General features: G+C 62.7%; 3 protein-coding genes and 1 pseudogene. All 4 read left to right on the top strand.

Features of this window, described 5'->3' with window-relative positions; translation table 11 throughout:
- Positions 1-149, top strand: a pseudogene (locus AC1DWI_RS19250) (protease modulator HflC); the annotation flags it as partial.
- Positions 150-155: 6 nt separating this feature from the next.
- Positions 156-344, top strand: coding sequence for a DUF2065 domain-containing protein (locus tag AC1DWI_RS19245; protein WP_457280678.1), 189 nt, complete (start codon positions 156-158; stop codon positions 342-344).
- A gap of 129 nt (positions 345-473) precedes the next feature.
- Positions 474-1664, top strand: a complete 1191-nt coding sequence (locus AC1DWI_RS19240) for an ATP phosphoribosyltransferase regulatory subunit (protein WP_477725476.1) — start codon at positions 474-476, stop codon at positions 1662-1664.
- Between the two features lie 45 nt (positions 1665-1709).
- A partial coding sequence (locus tag AC1DWI_RS19235) for an adenylosuccinate synthase (RefSeq protein WP_477725475.1) occupies positions 1710-2671 on the top strand: 962 nt, incomplete at its 3' end.

Below are 2671 nucleotides of genomic sequence, written 5' to 3'. Positions count from 1 at the left end.
CGCAGGTCGCCCAGTTCTATCGCAGCCTCGATGCCTACAAAGCCAGCTTCAACAAGAAGAGCGACGTGATGGTTCTTGACCCTTCGTCCGACTTTTTCAAGGCGATGCGCGGCCCAGGCTCCGGTAACGCCGCACCCGCCAAAAAATAAGCCGGCGTGGACGGCAACACCTTCTGGATGGCGCTGGCCCTGATGCTGGTCATCGAGGGCCTGTTGCCTTTCATCTCTCCCGGCGGCTGGCGCCGCATGTTCGAGCAGATTCTCACTCTGGGTAACGGCCAGATCCGCTTCTTCGGCTTGTGCAGTATTGCGGCGGGCCTGATCCTGCTGGCTGTGCTGGCCTGATTTCGCCTCCCTCGGCAAGCCGCTCACTGCCACGTATTTCCGCCAGAGTGCGTCATTGGGCCTTCAGCGGGCCGAAAACCCGCTTCAAGCCCGGTAAAATGCTGTTTTTAACAGCCCACGAAAATCACAATGCCCGCCTGGTCGTCATCATGGCAATTGCCCGATCAAATTGCCGATGTCCTGCCTTCCGAGGCGCGCCACATCGAAGAGCTGCGCCGTCTGTTCCTCGACACCGCCCGCAGCTATGGCTATGAACTTGTCATGCCTCCGCTGCTGGAGCACCTCGAGTCGCTCCTGACCGGCACTGGCGAGGCCCTTGATCTGCAGACTTTCAAGCTGGTGGACCAACTCTCCGGCCGAACGCTGGGCCTGCGTGCCGACACCACGCCCCAGGTAGCCCGCATTGATGCGCATTTGCTCAACCGCAGCGGTGTTGCCCGCCTGTGCTATTGCGGCCCGGTGCTGCATACCCGTGCCGACCGGCCTCATGCCACCCGTGAACCGCTGCAGTTTGGCGCGGAAATCTATGGCCATGCCGGCCTGGAGGCAGATCTGGAAGCCCAGCAGCTGGCGCTGGAAGKCCTCAAGGCGGCCGGCGTCACTGAACTGAGCGTGGACATGGCGGATGTCCGCATCGTCAACAGCTTGCTGGCTGGCGCCACCGTCAACGGCAAAACCCTGGCGCTCATCCATGCCGCGCTGGCGGCCAAGGACGCGAGCGAGCTCGGCAGCCTGATCGCCAGCCTCAAGGACGGCATTTCGGCTGCGGCGCGAGACGGCCTCAAGGCGTTGTTGCAGCTTTATGGTGACGAGAAAGTGCTGGCCGAAGCGGAAAAAATCCTGCCGCCCTCAACGGGCCTGAAAGCAGCGCTGCAAAACCTGAAATGGCTGGCCGCACACACCAGGGGTGAAAAAGGCGACGTCAAGGTCAGTTTTGACCTGGCCGACCTGCGCGGCTACGCTTATTACAGCGGCACCCGCTTTGCCATTTACGGGCAGGGCGCCGAACTGGTGCGCGGCGGCCGCTATGACGAAGTCGGTGCCGTGTTCGGCCGCAACCGGCCTGCAGCGGGCTTCAGCCTTGACCTCAAAGAGCTGGTCAGTGTGCTGCCTCCTCGGGCCCTCAAGGCAGCCATCCGTGCGCCCTGGGGCGAAGATATCGGCCTGCGTGCCGCCATCGCCCGCCTGCGCGCGGGCGGCGAAACCGTGGCCTGCGTGTTGCCCGGCCACGAACATGAAGTCAATGAGTTTGATTGCGACCGCGAACTGGCAAACGCTGCCGGTCAATGGGTGGTCCAGCCCCTTAAAAAAGCCGCTTGAGGGCCTGCGCCCGGCTTTATCCCGAAACCTTAACTAGAATTCAAGATGACAAACAAACAAAACGCAGCCGCGGGCCGTAATGTCGTGGTCGTGGGCACACAGTGGGGCGACGAAGGCAAGGGCAAGCTGGTCGACTGGCTGACCGAGATGTCGCAAGGCGTGGTGCGCTTCCAGGGCGGCCACAATGCCGGCCACACGCTGGTCATCAATGGTGTGAAAACGGCGCTGCACCTGATTCCCAGCGGCATCATGCGCCCCGGCGTGAAGTGCTATATCGGCAACGGCGTGGTGTTGTCGGCCGCCAAATTGTTCGAAGAAATTGAGGGGCTGGAAAAAGCCGGCGTTGAGGTGCGTTCCCGCCTGCGCGTCAGCGAAGCCTGCCCGCTGATCCTGCCTTTTCACGTCGCGCTGGATGTCGCGCGCGAGGCTTACCGCGAGAAGGGTGGCACGACCAAGATCGGTACCACCGGCCGCGGCATCGGCCCCGCGTATGAAGACAAGATTGCCCGCCGCGCGCTGCGCGTGCAGGACCTGAAATATCCCGATCGCTTTGCCGCCAAGCTGCGTGAATTGCTCGACCTGCACAATTTCGTGCTCACCGGCTACCTGCATGCGCCGGCAGTCGACTTCGATACCGTCTACGCAGAAGCCATGCGCCACGCCGAGTTGCTCAAACCCATGATGGCCGACGTCTCGCGCGAGCTCAACGATGCCAACGAGGCCGGTGCCAACCTGCTGTTTGAAGGCGCGCAAGGCACCTTGCTCGATGTCGATCACGGCACCTATCCCTATGTGACCTCCAGCAACTGTGTGGCCGGCAATGCCGCTGCGGGCGCGGGCGTGGGCCCGGGCATGCTGCATTACATCCTCGGCATCACCAAGGCTTACTGCACCCGCGTGGGCGGCGGGCCTTTTCCGACCGAACTCGACTGGGAAAAGCCCGGCACGGTGGGCTACCACCTCAGTACCGTGGGCGCCGAAAAAGGCGTGACCACGGGACGTAGCCG

The organism is Polaromonas sp. P3_C2 (assembly GCF_056402675.1).
This window is presented reverse-complemented; position numbering and strand designations above follow the sequence as displayed.